The sequence below is a fragment of the Patiriisocius sp. Uisw_017 genome, from assembly GCF_047731265.1.
Classification (GTDB): Bacteria; Bacteroidota; Bacteroidia; order Flavobacteriales; family Flavobacteriaceae; genus Patiriisocius.
Genome location: NZ_CP159835.1, coordinates 1,879,343 through 1,897,800, shown reverse-complemented (window position 1 = coordinate 1,897,800; position 18,458 = coordinate 1,879,343). Strand labels below are relative to the sequence as shown.

Below are 18,458 nucleotides of genomic sequence, written 5' to 3'. Positions count from 1 at the left end.
CAGGTATCCTAAAAATATGGTTGCAACGCAAAAAAAAATCAGATACCGGCGAATGCTAGTATCTGATTTTTTTAAATTGTACTAAGCGCTATCACTCTGTTTTTAGAGTAAACACAACACTTAGAACATCAAGTAAACCTATAATTCCAATGTTGGTTAAGGTCTAACGACTGAATTCATTTGTAGTGTAACCGCTGTTTGTGCTAATAACCTTCCCTTTACACTGGCACCTGTTTGTACCGCAATTGACGTTGCACCTAATAAGGTTCCTTCAAAATGACTTGTGGTTCCTAGGGTAACCGCACCTGAAACTTGCCAAAAAATGTTTTTAGCTCTCGCACCTCCACTTAAATTAATTCTAACCGCAGAACTCATATTAAAAGTTCCTGCAACTTGAAATATCCATACATCATTTGGTCCACCGTTAAGTTCTATGTCTGAATTAATCACAAGGGTACTTGCCCACTTATAAACTCCTGGTGATAGTATATTTCCTCCGATAACGCCGGCTCCTATTCCTACAAGGTCAGGGGTGCGTGCAGCAGCAGCTGTATACGCAGCTTGCATATCTATTACAGCCGTTCTTAGTCTTGGAGCATTCGTTACTCTACAAGGACGTGGTCCTGCATCAGCAACGGTATATATCTTTCCAGTTACTTCGGGACAGGTTAATAAAAGAGCAGCCCCTGTTATTGGACTTGTTCCTACATTTCCTTTAATGATAGATGGGGGTACATTAGTGATTCCTGATTTAGAAAGAATCGCAAAATGTTTAGCACCTCCAAGTTGTATAACTTGCTGTACCGGATTGGGTGGTGGTGGTGGTGTAATGCTTACTGTTGGGTTCGAAACGGAATTCATTTGTAGTGTTACCGCTGTTTGTGCTAGCAACCTTCCGTTTACACTGGCACCTGTTTGTACCGCAATTGACGTTGCACCTAATAAGGTTCCTTCAAAATGACTCGTGGTTCCTAGGGTAACCGCACCTGAAACTTGCCAAAAAATGTTTTCGGCTCTCGCACCTCCAGTTAAATTAATTCTAACCGCAGAACTCATATTAAAAGTTCCTGCAACTTGAAATATCCATACATCATTTGGTCCACCGTTAAGTACTATGTCTGTTTTAATCACAAGGGTACTTGCCCACTTATAAACTCCTGGCTGTAGTATATTTCCTCCGATAACGCCGGCTCCTATTCCTACAAGGTCAGGGGTGCGTCCTGCAGCATTCGTATAGGCAGCTTGCATATCAAGTACAGCTGTTGTTAGTCTTGGAGCATCCGGTACTCTACAAGGAAGTGGTCCTGCAGCAGCAACGGTATATATGGTTCCTTCAACTTCGGGACAGGTTAATAAAAGAGCAGCCCCCGTTATTGGACTTGTCCCTACATTTCCTATAATGTTAGATGGAGGAACATTCGTGATTCCTGATTTAGAGAGAATCGCAAAATGTTCAGCACCTCCAAGTTGTACAGCTTCCTGCGCCGGATTGGGTGGTGGCGGTGGTGGCGGAATGTTTCCTAATGGGTTCGTAACTGTATTCATTTGCAGCGTTACCGCTGTTTGTGCTAGCAACCTTCCCTCTACGGTTGCACCCGTTTGTACCGCAATTGAGGTTTGACCTAATAAGGTTCCTTCAAGATGACTTGTAGTACCCAGCGTAACCGCGCCTCCAGCTTGCCAAAAAATGTTTTCGGCTTTCGCGCCTCCCCTTAAAATAATTTTAGCAGCAGAACTCATATTAAAAGTTCCTGCAACTTGAAATATCCATACATCAGTCGAATTACCGATAAGTGTTATGTCATTTGCAATTACAAGAGTACCGGTCCATTTATAAATTCCTGGTGCTAGCGTATTTCTTCCGATAACGCCGCCTCCTAAATTCACCTCATCCGGACTGCGCCCTGCAGCATCCGTATAGGCAGCTTGCATATCCAGTACAGCTGTTGTTAGTCGTGGAGCATCCGTTACTCTACAAGGACGTGGTCCTGCAGCAGCAACAGTATATATATTTCCAGTTACTTCGGGACAGGTTAATAAAAGAGCAGCCCCTGTTATTGGACTTGTTCCTACATTTCCTATAATGGAAGATGGGGGTACATTCGTGATTCCTGATTTAGAGAGAATCGCAAAACTCCCAGCTTGACCAAGAGCTACGGTTGCCGGAGACGGATACCTAGTTTGTGTATCAATTATCGTTAGATCTATTGAATTCGTATTCTCAAGCTCAATAGAATCAATCTCTGGATCACAGCTCCACATTAACCCAATCAATAGCATCGCTAGGATTGGTGTTTTTTTAATAATTTTTTTCATTTTTTATATTTTTAGTAGGTAAAAGTAGGTATTTTACTACAAATCAAACTTGAATATTGTGTTAAAAAAGGGAAAAAAACGAAAATTAGCTCATAAACGATGTTTCGTGTTTTTAATCTGATATTTAGCTAGTTAAAAAAAAACAACCGGTAAAAACTTTTAAAAATACTGGTAAAATTGTCAAGGATTTGAGCCTTATTTAATGAATATTTCTCCTTTAAGGAATCAAAATCCAATGATTCAAGACAGTTGGTGAGCATCCCTCTTCTTCACAAAAAATCCCGAAAACAATTTGTTTTCGAGATTTTTTTAGAGTAAAAATTGGGCTAGTAGGGATTCTTTAAAACCCTACTCTTTATCTATTAAATATTTTATCCCTCCAAGATCGTTTGGCTGTATCCTCATTATACCCATAACCATAACCATAGTTATAGCCATATTTAGATCCTATACTAGCCCCAACCTGATTAATTACATAGGCCATATTCTTGAGCTTTTTATTCTTTGCTAAGGCATTGGCATGTTCTAGTAAATTCTTTTCAGTATAATTTGCTCGTGTAACATATACAGTAGCATCTGCAAATTTAGAAATAAGCAGCGTATCTGTCACCGAAATGGTAGGCGCTGTATCCACGATAATATAATCGTATTGGGTGCTGGCTTCTTCTAACAAGGTTTCAAAACGTCCATTGGTTAACAAATGGGGTGGATTAGGAGGAATGACCCCCGAAATTAAAGTGTCGTGGTTGGGATGTTCTTTAAACCCTTTTATTAAGAAGTCTTTCCAGTCATCATCAGTATGTAAATGATTAGACAAGCCTGCTTGCTCTTTGTCAATGCCTAGATAGATGTGCAACTGCGGGTTTCTTAAATCGGCGCCAATGAGCAAGACTTTTTTATTTAAACTCGTTAATGCTAGGGATAGGTTTAAACTGATAAATGTTTTACCTTCTCCTTTTATAGTGGAGGTCGTATAAATGATACTGCCTTTACCATCTTCGCTAGGCGGGAGGAGATAGTTAACGTTAGAACTTAATATCCGAAACGATTCTGCCAATACTGAACGATCGTTGGGATTACTAAATATCGTATTGGTCCCGTCTTTAATTCTAGGGATTTCCCCTACAATGGGTGCATCAGAGATTGCTTTTGTAATATCATCCTTGCCGTGTATTTTGTTGTCTAAAAAAAATACCACAAACAAAATCCCGAAAGGAATTAATAATCCCGCTACAATAGCTCCTGCATAAACAGTGTTAGGTTTGGGCGAAATTGGTTTTGATCCAGAGAGCGCATATTCTACCACCTTAATAGAAGGTTCTGTTACCGCCAAGCTAATAGAGGCTTCCTCTCTTTTCTGAAGCAATAGTAAGAACAGGCTTTCTTTAATTTTTTGCTGGCGATTAATGGCGCGCAATAACTGTTCCTTCTGGGGCAAGTTGTACACTTCTGATTTAACTTTTTTATCCCGAGAGCTCAATTGACGTTGTGAAAGCTGTAGCTGATTCTTATAGGCTTTTAAAGAGTTGTCTATGTTCGCACGCAAATCCACCAGCTGTAATTGTAATTGCCGTACGATGGGGTTATTAACACCACCACTAATTAGTGTTTTTTCATTGTCGAGTAGCGCAGTATTGTAGTTGCCTATTAATGTATTTATAGCCCTGCTCTCTAAACCAAAATTAGCCGGCAATAATTCGTTTTTGCTGGCAGGTTCGTTGATGGCATCTTCTAGTAATTGTGATAAAGCCAATTGGTTTTCTACCCGAAAAACCTCCTCATCGGTTTGTGCCCTTTTTTGGAGACTTACTTCGGTGTCTGCTTCAATATACACCAAATTATTGTTTTGTTTAAACTCCTTTTTGCCCGATTCTATGGAGTCTAATTCTTCCGAAAGAAAAATAAAACGTTCGTCAATAAATGCTAAGGTACGCTTGGAAATTAATTGGCGATCTTGGATGCCATCTTCATTAAAAGCTCTAATAACCGCGTTGAGAATTCTTTCAGACCTTGAGACACTCTCTCCTTTCATACTTAGCTGCAAAATATCACTCTTTGTTCCTACTGAACTCACCTCTAGAGATTCTTTTAAATTAAGAACAGTTCCCTTTATAGATTGTATATATACATTATATTGGTTGTCTAGACACAACGCAAGTTGTTCTGGGTTTTCTATCTTTATTTGAAAGGGTAAATTATGTTGGGTTAAATTTGTATCATGGTTTGGAAAAAGCGCAGTGGAATCTGTTGCAACATTATAAATTTCAAAGGCACTTGGAGTCACGGTAATTTTAAAACTTCCTCTAACAGCTAAACCATCGACACTTTTAATAGTTTGATAGCTAAAGGGTAGGGTATCCAATTGTAAAGTTTGAATATCTCCCTCCAAATAAAAAACATGACTTAGATTTAGTGTTTTTACCACTTTCTCCAAGATTCGGTAAGAGGTCAAAATTTCAATCTCATTCTCTAGATTCACATTAGAATTGTTAAACAACAAACCTTCCATAGGTAAATCTAAGCCCTTGCCCTCGTCTAAAATTTTTATTTTTGCCGCAGTTTCATAAATTTCAGAAGTATATCGCAGGTATAAATAACTTGCCGTCATAAATACCACGATGCTTAAGATAAACCAGGGCCAATACCGCAGGTAATCTGTAACTGCTTGCTTTATATCTATAGCACCTTCCTCTTCCATCATAAAATATGGTGATTGTTGCTCTTTCATAAAGTATTAATTAATATGATGGTGGTAACTAATAAGGATGTAACAGCTAAAAGGGTAGATATATTGCCAATATATCCTGCAGTCTTTACCTTCGCTCCATTGGGATTGACCATAATCACATCGTTGGGTTTTATTAAATAATAAGGGCTGTCTAGCCAATCGGATTTGGTTAAATCAAAATGTGCTATGGTTCGCACCCCATCTATCTCTCGAATTAAAACCACATCGTCGCGTACTCCATTAATGGTTAAATCTCCTGCCAGCCCAAAGGCCTGAAGGAGGTTGATGTTGTTTTCAGTAAACGTATAGGTTCCAGGCCTATTTACTTCTCCTAAAATCGTTACTTTGGCGTTTAAAAGCCGAACATTTACACTGGGATTCACCAAATGCCCACCAGATTCTAAACGGTTGATCAAATCTGTTTCCAGCTGGGTAATCGTCTTATTCGTGACTGAAATTTCTCCTAATATTGGAAAAGAAATGGTCTGCTCTAAGGATACTAAATACCCTTCCAACTGCATCATTTCAGGGGTGTTTCCTTGTACCACCGTTGGTACGATTCTATTATAAGGGATGGCCGTTTCTGGTACCAAAGCGCCCACCGTTATTTTTAAAATGTCATTGGGTTGTAGGGTTGCGTTGGTATAGTTGGCTTTTGTATTGTTATAGGCATTGATATCTTGCATATACAAAATTTCTTTTTTAGACTTACAGGACTGTAAGAATACGAGCAGTAAAAGTGCGAAAATTTTAACTTTCATAGATTATTGTGATAGATGTTGTGAAGATACTTTGATTTAAGCCACAAGCAAAGGCTATTTTAGTGTGTTTTTGTGTTGTGAATCGTGAGTTCTAGGTCCTGCTCTTGATTCGTGGGTCTTGAGCCCCACGTCTTTGATCTTTCAACCACTTCTTTTTCTCTTGATTAAAATATTATTAATTGATTTGAAAAAATAAGAAAAATCAGTGTGAATAGGTCTTTTTTCGTAAGCTTTTAAATATTTTATTTCTGAGGCCATAATTTCTTCTAAAGTAACGGGCATATCAGCATAAAATGGAGGTATTAAACCTGGTTTGGTTTTTATTCTTAGTGTTTGCAGTTCTTTAGTATAAAGGGAAAAATAATGTGCACTTAAAGGTCTCACTCCTACTAATTTCATTTCCCTCTTAAAAAAGTTATAAAACATGGGTAGCTCATCAACCCAAAGTTTTCTAAGAATTTTCCCTTCAGGAGAAATTCTGAAATCGTTGTTTATCTTACCCCCGTCTTGCAAATTGTTTTTTTGAAACACATATTCCTGTAAATATTCTGAATAGGGGCGCATCGTGCGAATCTTATACACCTTTATAGGCTTCCCATGTTGCCCTATTCTTTTTAGTTTTATTAGAAACCCATAAGAAGGATTCATATCGTATTCTGGTTCTTTAACTTTTTTTACTGTAAAATAGATCTTATTATTTATGTATACTTCCTCCGTAATTTCAAACCCGCAAGAATAAAGCCTGCCATAGGTTTCAGCTTTTGATAAAACCCGCCCTTTTCCTTTGGTGATGTTAAAATAGAGATTTTTTGTTATCCATAATTTAGGAGATACCCGCACTAAGAGGATGTCAAAAAACAGGTATATTTTATTAAATGGGCTGGGAAATTTATTTAATATACGGGTACGACGCACGGAATAGGTTTCCACATTTCCCTTAAAGACCCCTCCCTTTTTTAAAGTCCCATTTACCTTTTCAAAATATTTATTCAAATACCTGATGTCATTAATTCGTTTCTCATTTACAATTAATTCAAGTAGGTCATCATTCACGGTTTCTATTTCAATGTCTTTTTTAATAAGAGTTTTAGAATTTCCAACATTTTTATTTGCGGACTTAAAACCTAAAGTTCTCTTATAAAAGTCTACTTTGTTTAAATTTCCCATATGCATCTATTCAATTTGTACTTAATATTTAATTTCCGGCTTCCCTAATAAATTGAATTGGGATGAAATTTGTATTATAAAACTTTTGGGGAGAATCTATTTTGTTATGTAGTTGTGATCAAAATATATACAGAGAATATATTTTAGTTGCTTTTATTTTGGTTTCAAAATTTATGTGGCAGAACAAACTTGACAAAAGGATCCAGTTTATTGATGAAATTTTATCATAACGCACTTGCCTTTAGGATAGCCTCCAAAACACGTTCAGCGGTTTTCTTTTAATAATATTTATTTTAAAAGCAATAATGTTATTATCCACTTGCTCTGCATGAGAACCAGAACCTATCCCTAAATTAATATCTGCTTTAGGAATATTTAAAGTCTTTAAAAAAAACCTTAGTCATATGATCATCATAATGTTACCTTGTGTACACTAACATATACTCAAAAGAATTACAATTTATTCTATTATTCTTCTTCACCTCATAATTAAAAGTTGCTATCTTCTTATAACTTGGTCCTGCTAGAGTTACAGATATTATATTCATCTATTTAAAGTTGAATTGATAATCTGGATTTTCTTTCATTATTTTAGAACTCTCTGGATATTTTTCGATAAACCAAGTTAGAAAAGCAGTTGGATCAATAAAACGTTCTTTCATTTTTGTTGCATTCTTTATCGCTTTTTCTTTTAACTCATCATCTTGAATAATTTGCTCTACATATTCAACCACTCCAAGGGATGAGGGAAAGTGTTTTAAAATACCAGCCTCCTGCTCTAATTTAAGGTAACACATCAAGGGAAGTGAATTTATGTAAACACACGGCGTACCCAAAAAAGCGCTTTCAGAAGCCATTGTTCCCGATTCACCAATAAACAAGGATGCATAATACAATACATCATGCATTTGCTCCGGTGAAATTTGAAGTTTATATTTCTGAAATTCCTCAGATAAAGGAAGTTCTGAGGAAATAAAAACTTTGTATTTATTTTCTAAGAGTTCGATTAAAATCCGAATGGCGTTTATATCCAACCCGGATTGCCCATAATCATGATGAGCATGCCAAGAAACAAAACGAAGTAAAACAAACTTTTCATCTTTTTTTACCCCAATATCATTTAAAACAGCAGGATTTGGCTTATAATAATTCGTATGTAAATAAAGCCCTTCAACTACATTGTTAAAGCGAATTTGCTTTGAGCCCAAATCATTTTGGTAACTTTTAGGCGTTAATATTTTAGATGAAAATGGATAGGTAAACTTAGCATGTGTTTTATCTGTATGTTCAGTATCATTTATAGCAATATGTGGCTTACCCATAATCTTTGCAACTTGCGCTGCGTATGGTGAAGAAAAACTAAGAAATAGATCGGGTTTCTGTTTAATTGAAAGCATTAAAAGTTTCCAATCAGCAAAAAACATATAACTTAGTTTGCCAATAACAGAGTTGTTTCCTTTCCCTCTATTGAAATATTTAATTTTATAAAATTCCAACAATGAGAATACCACATCTCGTTCACGAGCAGTAACAATTATCTCATTATTTCCTTTTTGCAAATTCCGTATTAGATTACGGAAATAATGAACGTGACCTGGGTGGCCTATATCAATTAGGATTTTCATATAAATATTTATTCTATTTTAATACTTTACTATAGATCGCAATTATTCTTTTTGCAACACTTTCAGCATCTAGTTCCAATTCAATAATTCGTTGACGGCCTTGTTTGTTTGTTTTTTCTTTAGAGTATTCTAGAGCACTTTCAATATTTTCCGCAATATTGTTGGTCTCATAGGATGTGATAAAATGGCCTTCAGAATCTCCAAATAGCCAACTTACATCTCCAACATTTGTTGAAACGATTAGAATATTGCATGCCATAGCTTCTTTAATAAACTGAGGAGAGCCTTCTGTAAACGATGTCATTAAAACCATATCTACAGCATTCATTAAATGAGAAACCTGCGTCCGTGATAATCCTTTAAGCTCTAGTAACTCTATATTGTTATTGCTTAATAATGAGACTGCCGATTTAGCCAAGGGATAGTTTTTTACAGTATTATCAAAACCTGAAGAGAATAGAATATACTTTTTATCAGGATTTAATCCAAATTCCTTCCGGGCTTCTGATTGCTTAATAGGTTTAAATAATTTCATATCCACACCACATGGAATTACATAACTATTTGGTGATGGCATCAATTGTAACATTTCTTTTGAAACAAAAATATTACCAATACTAAAACGTGAAGCCAGCCACGAAAACGGTCTTACCCGTTTATTGTTAACATCTGAACCATGAAAGGTGATTATAACCGGGATTTTTCTTTGCAGAACAGATAATAAACCACTAAGGCCATAATGCGCATGTACTAGGTCCGGTTTATACTTTTTGATGCTCTTCATCAATCCTGGCAAACTTTTTAAATACCCTGAAACACCATTTCCCGCGATGGTAAAGTATTCTATATTTTCACCTAAGGCATTAAGTGCCGTAATTTGGTCAATAACAAATGGGTTAATTTTATTTTTTGTGGTGCTACATACTATTAGGATTTTCATCTAAAACATTAATAATTTGAAATTTATTTTAAACCTGTTCTATCACTGGTCTTAATAAAGGATTTATCAAGCAGGAAGAAAAATCTATAAGCCAGTATTAATTAATTTTAATGTATTGTGTGTTTTTCCCATTATTCGGCCAAAAGAAAAAGAAGCCAAACAAAACCGTTAAATCCCTTATGATTAAATATGCAAATTTATTCAACTTGAATTTACCTCTAAATAAAACGGCCAAAATGTATAAAATAAAAATTATTACGGAATGCATAAACGCAGCTAAAAGGCTTACGACTATCAACAACAATAAGGTATAATCATTCCTGAGTAACCTTGAATAGCTCTGTTTATTAAAGAGATGCCTTCTATACAATAAGCTTCTGCCATATAAGTGATTGAATGAAAACAGATCCTTCCACATCCTGTTTTTATTTAAATAAGCTATTGTATGATGTTTTGCTGATATTTCTTTTTTTCTAAGTAAATAGATTCCAATTTTGGCTAAACGTAACCCCAAATCAATATCCTGACTTTTTTTAAAAATAGGATTCATTCCTCCAACTATTTCCCATTTTTTTCGGTTAATTAGGAATAAACCTCCAGTAGTTTTTTCGAACCTATCTTGATCCAATTTTATATAGAAACCTTTATCCAAAAATTTACTGTATTGATTGTAATTATGATTTTCCCAATCGCCCGATACAAAATCATGAATCAACCCCTTTTCCTCAGAATAAATTTGTGGTAAAAATTCGGCAAGAAGTTCCATGTCGCCATCAATAAAAAACAAAACCTCCCCTTTGGATTCTTTGGCGCCAACATTTCGAGCTATTGCAGCATTCATTTCTCCTGTTAGTTGAAATATTTTTATGGCCTTGAATTCTTTGGCTCTTTCTATACTATCATCAGTAGATTTTGAATCTACATAAATCACCTCAAAGGCATTAAGTGAATTCTGCTCAATAGTTTTAAAGATACTTGAGAAACATTTTGTGAGTTTCCAACCCTCGTTTCTACCTATTACAATAAATGATATCATATTAGTAAAATTGACCCATTTTTTTTATTATCGCACCATGATAAAATCCTAAAAATAATGCTTTTAACCTTTTTAATCTATCCTTACGATATTCACTTTTAATTGACATCTTAATAAATTGCTTAACAATATCAAAATAATATTTCTTCGTAAAAAACCTTTGTGAACTTTGAATATCACGATGTTTTCTAATAAGATAAATTAGATTTCTTGTCATATAATATATTTTCAAAGGGCTATTTATGCCAGAAGTAGCCGATATTTTATGGTAAATCATTATATCCGCATCCACTAAAGACACCCACCCCTTTTTCCATGCTCGTAAAGAAAAATCTGCATCTTCGGCATATAAAAATAAATCACCATCAATTTCTCCTATATCTTCAAACACTCTACGCTTGATTATCATAAAACTGCCGGAAACATTATCAATTACTTTATAATTGGATGGTAAATCACTTCTAGTATACTCTGATCTGTTTTTGTTAAAGGTATGCTTGACCTTTGGATACATGATCCAACCTTGGTTCACAATTTTATCTTTTTCAAAATAGGAATTCTCACTTGGGCCAATTATTCCTAGTTTAGGAATCAAATCATAAGCCTTAATTAAAGAGGTAATAATAGATGGACCTTGAAAACTTAAATCATTATTTGCCAATAAAATATAATCTGCTTTATGTTTTAAAGCATATCTTATGCCCACATTGTTTCCTTCAGCCCAACCAAAATTTTTCTTATTTTCAATAACAGTAATTTCTGGATGTTCTTTGTGTAGCCATTTAACGCTATTATCTGTCGAACCATTATCAGAGACAATTATATGCATATTTGGATAGTCTTGCTCTAAAAAGGAATGGATAGTTTCCTTTAAATCGTCTAAATGATTATAGTTTAATATAACTATGTAAACCGTGTCTTTATCTTTTTTCATTAATTCCATCAATGGTTTTTTGAAATCTCCTTTTTAGTATTAGTATTTCGCAATAAATCCGCTGCTGCCAATAAAAACCCTAAGTATAACATATTTAATACTCTTGGAACACCACTTGTTAAATCGCTAAAATAATTCATAAAACTAACAGTATATTTTGAAATGAAAATTATAGTTAAAAACAAACAAATTGTAAAGAGTAATGCATTTTTTTTTGCCTTACCTGACAAATAAAAATATTTTAATAATTTATAAGTTTTATAAAGGATTTTAAATACACGTAAATAAAAAGGCATGAAAAACAAAAGACCTAAAACACCAAACATACCTAAAGCTGCCGTTAGAGGTACATCGTTTGCACTCAAACCACCTTCTAAAGTTTTATTCGAATACCATAATTCATCCCATCCATAACCAATTATAGGTGATTCTTTAAATCTACCCAAGTGTTTAGGTATATCTCCCTCAATTCTTCCGTCAATTTCACCACTTGAATTGCTTCCCTTTTGTACTATAGAAATAGCGTCTTCAACTCCTATTAGAGTGTAATTAATATATTTAGGTGCAATCATATAAAGTACCAATATAAATCCAAAACCAAATAGCAACACTTTTCGTAGTTTTAAAGAAAGCAATGATTTACCCATCATTTGCTGATGTAGATAATAAACTAAAAAAAATTGAAAAATCATGCTAAATATTACTCTGCGTGTAAGCGTTAAAATTTCAGCTATAAAAATTGTAATAGCTATAAAGTAAAACCAATTAATTTTAGGCAAGCGTAAACGGAAAATAATTTTAATAAAAAGCATGTATAAAAACCATTGAGCAAAACCATACCCCAAAAGGGCAACTCTCATTATTCCTGAGTTACGACCCCTCTCAAACTCCCAAATGGGTACAATATTAAGACCTGTAGTTAGACGGATTATATAAAATAACATTAAGATTAAAGAAGTTGTTATTGCAAATTTGAAAAACAATTTGTAATTCCTTCTAAAAAATATATATGCTGGAATAATTGACAAAAAACCCCATAAAGTCAATCGTTGGTATTGCAATAAATCTAAAACATTATTTATATTTCCTCCAGGAGCAATATAGCCATAAACGAATATATGATAAACAAGTGTATAGGTAAGTAAAAAGAGAACAATCCATTGATTATCTCTCTGAATAAAAAATGATTTTAATTTAATTTTCGGCGATATTAATGGAATAAATAATAAAACAAAGGTTAAATCTGTTATTTTTAAACCACCCAACAATGTTCTTGGAACATATGTTTGAATGTACCCTCCTGGGTCTAAAAAAAGCGTAACGGCAATCCAAAATATATAGTCTGGATATTTAAGAGACCCCAATAAAAAAATAATAGAAATTACAGCAATTAAAATCATTTTTTATTGTTATATTTTTTCTAAAGAATAAAAATAATCTAAATATAAATCTACAGTATGTTCTTTTAACACTTTTAACCTACCTTGTTTTCCCAATTCCGCACATTGCTCATTATTGGTTAGAAGCATAATAATTGCGTTTGAAATTGTATTCAAATCTAATTTTACAAGTACACCCTCTTTTTCTGTAACAAGTTTTCTTGTTTCGCCAACATCGCTGGCAATAATCGCATTCTCACAGGCCATAGCTTCCATTAAAGATTGGCTGGGGTAATTGTTTGACTGTTGAATTGAAACAAATATTTTTGATTTGCTTAAATAATCTACAGGATTTTTCACCTCACCCAATAACTCAATATTAGCCAATTTATGTTTTTCTATAAATTCCTGCATTTGAGTCATGCATTCTCCATTTCCAAGAAATTGAAAATTAGTTTCCTTCCAATTTTTATAATTACTATTAAAAACCTTGATGCTCTCTAATAATAACATTGGGTTTTTAATAGCAGTCATTCTTGAACAAAAAGTAACTGTGTTCTTTTTAGGGTGGTATGGAACTATATTATCATAATTTTTAAAACTACATGGTGTGATAGAGATTGTGTTTTTGGCTTTTAGTTTAACTTTATCCATAACACCCTTATATAAATCAGCAGATAAAAAATCTATGGTATCTGAATGTTTCAAAGGCAACTGCTCACTTTTAAGGGGGGCTTCCCAGAAACTGTTCAAGCTAGAAAAACCACTATCCATATAGGAATAGACTAACTTAAACTTGTACAAATATTTTAATGGCCAGGCTATCATACCACCAACCCAAACTGAATAAACATAATCTGGTTTGTTTTTTTTAAAAATTAAATGGAGTTGATATGTGTACTTAACTAGTTTACAAGTTGTTAATATCCGATTCAGTAATATTCTTATTCGTGATTTCTTCTTCCTTTTATCTATTCGCGTAACATTCTCATTTCTCGTATTATTTGTAAGCTGATCGATTTCCATAATCTCAATTTTCCCTGAATGATCAGCAAGATTTCCTGTACTTCTGGCTATTTCATAAAGTTTACGATTTATAACAAGTGTATAATCATTCTGACGTTTTGAAATCTCACAGTACAAGGAAAGATATCGTATTTGCGCCCCTCCTAAATCATTACTTAAACTAACGAGTACTATATATTTGTTCATATCAAATTAGCTCATCTTAGTCAAAATAAATGCTGCTTGGTCACCATTTTTTGAAGAATTTAGTTCTTTCGTTTTTTTGATAAATTCATCCAATTCAGTTACTGAAAACAAGGTGTTTTCTTTATTCAATCTAAAGTCACCTTCTTTCATAGAAATATCTCTTTTATAAAGTTCACTTCCTATAAATTGAAATGGAATAGAGTCATATATTATCTTTTCTATTTTTAGTTTCGCTTTTCTAGACAACAATTCAAGGCTAGAATTTGAATGAATAAAAAAGTGTCTTGGTGCATCAATTTGAATCCAATTTTCTTGATATTTTTCCCATGCGAAAGACGGAATAATCGGTATTCTAATTAAACATTTTCCATTTGGAGACAACAAATCATTTATCTTTGACAAGATTTTAGCTGGGTCTTCTAGATGCTCAAAAACATGATTTAACATAATCAAATCAAATTGCCCTTCCACTTCGTAAATGTCTTTTCTTAAAATTTCTAGCCCATTAACATTTATCACATCCTTTTCTAGATAAGGGTCAATGCCCAAAACATTATATCCCATATTAACTAGAGGTTCCATCCTTACTCCAATACCCGTGCCCACATCTAATATTCGCGAATTCTTTGTTATGTTTAAGTGTGATAAAATCTTAACAAAACTACTTGCCGGTTTCATGTAGTTTATTATTTGACCCAAATAATTACTTTGATTTTCTACAATGTATAAATCTCTTTGTTTTGTTAAGTAATCTTTTATTTTATTATGTTTAAAATTTGTCTTCATGGAAAAACTATAATAATCTTTACCATAATATTTTAACATGTTTTTAGGAACCTCAGAAATTTGTAAACAACCGCAGCTAGAGCAAAGAATATATTCGAATTCTTCTCGTAACCCAATCATCATCTCTCTTATCATATAAGATTTATTTTGCTTGGAATTTCCACAAACTTTACATTTCATTTTACTTTATTTTGAAATATTCTTTAAACTCTAATTTCCGCTTAATATAATTATATGTGTTTATTTATTTTTGAATATCAAGGTCATTCTCTTAATTACTGATTTAACTTCTATTAACCTAAAAACAAATGGTAAGCCTAAAGAAACTATAATTACAATCAATTTATACCATATATTAATATTCAAGCCAAACTTTAATTGAGCAAAAGGAAAAAACAGCGCGATACAAAAAGTAACAATTAGCAGCATGGTATGTTTATGTATTTTCCAGTCAACTTTAAAATAACGCTGAGACCAGTTATAACCAACTACAAAAAATACAATATTTGACAAAATTGTCGTTATGGCTGCCCCTAGAAAGCCATATTTAGGAATAAAATAAAAATTTAACAATACGTTTGTTGAGGCTGCAATTAGAGAAATCCAAATATAAGGTCTTGATTTCTCTTTTAAAGTCATCCCACTAGCGGTCATTTGAAAACTTTGATCTAAAATTAAACCAAACAGTAAAAAAGGAATAGCTAAAATAGAACTTATGTATTCTGGAGTAGTCACATAAAAGACTATTTCATAACTAAATACAGAAACTACAACTGCTATTATTACAGCTATTGATATATACAAATTAAATGTTTCTTTAAAAAAAGCCTTGGTTTTAGGTTTATTTTCATCTTCCTCATCAGTAAACATAGACATTAATAATACAGAAGAACTCATAGCAATAGCCATATTTAAAAGCATTATTGGTTGCGAGAAAACACTTCCAATCGAATAAAATCCTATTTCATTTAATGATGAATAATGTAGCAAAAAAAAACGATCCGATACACTATTTACCCACATTAACATACCTGTGAAAATAAGTGGGAAACCAAACCTTAGCATCTTTTTTGCCCAATAAGGACTGAACTTTCTAATGTATTTTTTACGCGTATAAAATAAATACGCAAATACCATTATAAAGGAGGAACTGATTAATGATGCTAAAGTAGCTCCAAAAACACCCCATTGTAGCACAACTACCAATGAAATACCAAAAATTGGGGTTACTACAGATCGCAAACCTGATACGATCAGATATTTCCAAGGTTTTCGATAATACCTAAACAATACTTCCTGCATTTGGCTAATACTTTGAACGGGTATTAACACTAATGATAAAACGACAACCCACGTATATTTATCAGTTTTGAATAGAAGAGAAGAAATATTGTCTGCAAAAAAAAGCATTACAATAATTGGCAATACTGTTGAAAATATCCTCAATATAATAGAGGTATATAAAACACTCCCTTTTTCAGTGTCTGTATTTGCAATAAAAAAATAACGTCCTGTAGCTCCTGTTATCCCTAAACCAAAAATTACGGCTATAAAAAAACTAAAAGTTCCTAAACTATCAAGTATGCCGTATTCTGCCGGGCTTAAGACTCTGGTATAAAAAGGTAATAGAAATAATCCAACTATTTTTTTTATTACAGAGCCTAGTCCGTAAATAGCGGTGTCGCTAGCCAGTTTTTTTAAATTAGCCATAAATTTCAATAAAACGTTGTAAAGAATAAAGTGCAAACAAATGTTTGTCTTTATAATTCTCTTTATCAATCCATTCTGATTTCCATAAATCAGAGTTTACCAAATAGCTATTCATATATTGATACAATTGCGATTTTTTGTCGACCATTTGCTCCTCAATGGGTGTGGAAAACCCAATTTTATCTCTCCTCATAAATATATCATGAGGTACATAATCTTTCATAGCATCGCGCATTATAGTTTTGGTAAAACCATTTCCTATTTTTTGTTCTGACGGTATATTTAATGAAAACTCAACCAAACGATAATCCAAAAAAGGAACCCTAGCTTCCACAGAATGTGCCATAGAATTACGATCTTCAAAATGAAGTAAAGAAGGTAAATTCGATTTCTCTATATGCTCTTTTAAATAATCTGGTAAAAAACTTGCTTGGTTTGGATTATTATACTTTAACGAATTACTATATTTTAACTTTTCTTTCCTACTAATAGGAAGAAAAGTAGTTTCTGGATTAGCCTTAAAGTATTTCTTAATTTGCTGCTTAATAATTCGTTTTACAGAGAATCCCGTATGTTTTGAAGATTTTATAAAATCAACTAATGAAGACATCTTTCCTTTCGTTATTATTTCATTCAAATAAGGTATTAGGTAAACAGGATAGCCACTTAAAATTTCATCAGCACCCTGTCCATCTAGTAGTACTGGAACTTTTTCTTGACGGGATTTTCGCATAATTTCCCATTGTGCAATTAAACTACTACCCGCCATAGGTATTTCCTGATGCCAGGTAATTTTATCTATTAAACTAATAATATCGCTGATGTCTGATTCAATATAATTGGATTTAGTATGATACATTTCATTTACTAATTTCATGTATTTATATTCATCATGTCTAGTTCCTGGCCAGATAGCAGAGAAAGTATTAAACTTTTTATTAAATTCTTTACTTGCAAATGCTACTATACTGCTTGAATCAATTCCACCACTTAAACAAGACCCAACCTCTACATCACTGCGCAAACGGAGTTTAAGAGAATCGGAGAATAATTTTTTAAACTGCGCAATGTGTTCTTCTCTAGAAAGCTTACTTATATTAATTTCAATCTCCCAATATTTTGTGATTTTCAACTTTTGATTCTTAAGGACCATATTGCACCCAGGCAACAATTGCCTTATACCTTCAAACATTGTCTCCTCGGAATCACCAACCAAAATCTGACCTTTTACAAAATACTCTCTAATTTTATTTTGATTTAAACGGGGCTTATCTCCAAGATAGCTCAATATTCCTTTAATTTCGGAACTAAATATGAAAGAATCCGAAGAATGGTAGTAATTTAAAGGTTTTATCCCGAGACGGTCTCTTGATAAAAAAATAGTATCTGTTTTTGAATCCCAAATAGCAAAAGCCCACATGCCGTTAAATCGATTTACACAATCTGCTCCCCATTCAGCATAAGAAGCTAAAACCACCTCTGTATCCGTGTTAGACCGAAATTTATACCCTTTACCAATTAGTTCTTCCTTAATCTCAAGGTAATTATAAATTTCACCGTTAAGTGTAATCCAAAATCTATTATCAAGGTACGACATTGGTTGATGGCCAGCATCAGAAAGGTCCAAAATAGAAAGGCGTCTATGTAAAAAAGCTGCTGTATAATTATGAGGATTTAAGTCCAATTTTTGTAAAGCCAAAGTTGACGGAGAATCTATTCCTTTGTATGCATTAAAACCTTTATCAGTAAATAATATAAAACCTTCATCATCTGGGCCTCTATGTTTTAACACTTTACTTACCTCAATTAACTGACTAGAGTTAACTGAAGTACTTTTATTTACTGTTCCAAAAATTCCACACAT

At 33.3% G+C, this 18,458-nt stretch carries 13 protein-coding genes; all 13 read right to left on the bottom strand.

All coding sequences use genetic code 11. The annotated features are described in order from the left end of the window. Positions 1–156: 156 nt before the first annotated feature. Positions 157–2,316, bottom strand: coding sequence for an ice-binding family protein (locus ABXT67_RS08680; protein ID WP_415373630.1), 2,160 nt, complete (start codon positions 2,314–2,316; stop codon positions 157–159). Positions 2,317–2,671: 355 nt separating this feature from the next. Beyond that, a complete protein-coding gene (locus ABXT67_RS08675; protein WP_415376885.1) occupies positions 2,672–5,044 on the bottom strand; it encodes a GumC family protein in 2,373 nt (790 codons plus the stop codon). After that, on the bottom strand, positions 5,041–5,805 hold the full coding sequence (locus ABXT67_RS08670; RefSeq protein ID WP_415376884.1) for a polysaccharide biosynthesis/export family protein: 765 nt from the start codon (positions 5,803–5,805) through the stop codon (positions 5,041–5,043). The genes ABXT67_RS08675 and ABXT67_RS08670 overlap by 4 nt, the downstream gene beginning before the upstream one ends. A 141-nt stretch (positions 5,806–5,946) precedes the next feature. Continuing rightward, positions 5,947–6,972 (bottom strand): sugar transferase, encoded by a 1,026-nt coding sequence (locus ABXT67_RS08665; RefSeq protein WP_415376883.1) that lies wholly within the window; start codon positions 6,970–6,972, stop codon positions 5,947–5,949. 548 nt (positions 6,973–7,520) lie between these two features. Next, positions 7,521–8,597, bottom strand: coding sequence for a DUF354 domain-containing protein (locus tag ABXT67_RS08660; RefSeq protein ID WP_415376882.1), 1,077 nt, complete (start codon positions 8,595–8,597; stop codon positions 7,521–7,523). Positions 8,598–8,610: 13 nt separating this feature from the next. Continuing rightward, positions 8,611–9,537 carry a glycosyltransferase gene (locus ABXT67_RS08655; RefSeq protein ID WP_415376881.1) on the bottom strand — a complete coding sequence of 309 codons (927 nt, stop codon included), beginning with the start codon at positions 9,535–9,537 and terminating at the stop codon, positions 8,611–8,613. A 97-nt stretch (positions 9,538–9,634) separates the two neighbouring features. Next, positions 9,635–10,573 carry a glycosyltransferase family 2 protein gene (locus ABXT67_RS08650; protein WP_415376880.1) on the bottom strand — a complete coding sequence of 313 codons (939 nt, stop codon included), beginning with the start codon at positions 10,571–10,573 and terminating at the stop codon, positions 9,635–9,637. A gap of 1 nt (position 10,574) precedes the next feature. Continuing rightward, complete coding sequence (locus ABXT67_RS08645; RefSeq protein WP_415376879.1) at positions 10,575–11,507, bottom strand: glycosyltransferase family 2 protein; 933 nt, start codon at positions 11,505–11,507, stop codon at positions 10,575–10,577. Between the two features lie 8 nt (positions 11,508–11,515). Next, complete coding sequence (locus tag ABXT67_RS08640; protein ID WP_415376878.1) at positions 11,516–12,907, bottom strand: hypothetical protein; 1,392 nt, start codon at positions 12,905–12,907, stop codon at positions 11,516–11,518. 9 nt (positions 12,908–12,916) lie between these two features. Next, entirely contained in the window at positions 12,917–14,098 is a 1,182-nt protein-coding gene (locus tag ABXT67_RS08635; protein WP_415376877.1) for a glycosyltransferase, read from the bottom strand. A 6-nt stretch (positions 14,099–14,104) separates the two neighbouring features. Then, complete coding sequence (locus ABXT67_RS08630) at positions 14,105–15,064, bottom strand: class I SAM-dependent methyltransferase (protein ID WP_415376876.1); 960 nt, start codon at positions 15,062–15,064, stop codon at positions 14,105–14,107. A gap of 60 nt (positions 15,065–15,124) precedes the next feature. Next, positions 15,125–16,594: a lipopolysaccharide biosynthesis protein gene (locus ABXT67_RS08625; RefSeq protein WP_415376875.1), complete on the bottom strand. Its 1,470-nt coding sequence runs from the start codon at positions 16,592–16,594 to the stop codon at positions 15,125–15,127. After that, positions 16,587–18,458, bottom strand: coding sequence for an asparagine synthase (glutamine-hydrolyzing) (gene asnB, locus ABXT67_RS08620; protein ID WP_415376874.1), 1,872 nt, complete (start codon positions 18,456–18,458; stop codon positions 16,587–16,589). Before asnB ends, ABXT67_RS08625 begins: the two co-directional genes overlap by 8 nt.